The organism is Pontimicrobium sp. MEBiC01747 (assembly GCF_053601635.1).
On the sequence record NZ_JBSHNS010000176.1, the window covers coordinates 1 to 519 of the forward strand.

Below are 519 nucleotides of genomic sequence, written 5' to 3' on the forward strand. Positions count from 1 at the left end.
GTTGTTTTATATGTTTTAGACATTGTTTTTAAGTTCATTGAAATAAATTTATTAAAAATTGTAAAGGTTTTTATCCTTTTGGAATGTTACTGCCGAATCGCAATGGCTCAACGGATTCCTACCGTTACGGCTTCCAAGGACAGGAAAAGGATGATGAAATTAAGGGGGATGGGAATTCTTTGAATTACAAGTTTAGGATGCATGACCCTCGAGTTGGGCCTCTGCTACCGCTAGTTTGTAACTAGTGGCGGTAAGAGTAAACAGTGACAATAATATATTCAGTGTAGATAATTATAAATAAGTGAAAGCTTTTACAATGATTTTGTAGAAGCTTTTGTATTTTAGAATAATGAGTAGAAATTATAAATTCCATAATAAATCTGGTTTATATTTTGTGTCTTTTGCTACAGTAAATTGGATAGATGTTTTTACTAGGCAAGTTTACTTTAATGTATTAGTTGATAGTATAAATTATTGTAGAAAAGAAAAAGGTATGGAGTTGTATTGTTATTGTTTTAT

General features: G+C 30.4%; 1 protein-coding gene and 1 pseudogene. Both read left to right on the forward strand.

Going from position 1 to position 519, the window contains the following annotated elements; genetic code table 11:
• A partial coding sequence (locus ACVC2P_RS05485; protein ID WP_452597470.1) for a hypothetical protein occupies nucleotides 1–183 on the forward strand: 183 nt, incomplete at its 5' end.
• Nucleotides 184–349: 166 nt separating this feature from the next.
• A pseudogene (locus tag ACVC2P_RS05490) lies at nucleotides 350–519 on the forward strand (transposase); the annotation flags it as partial.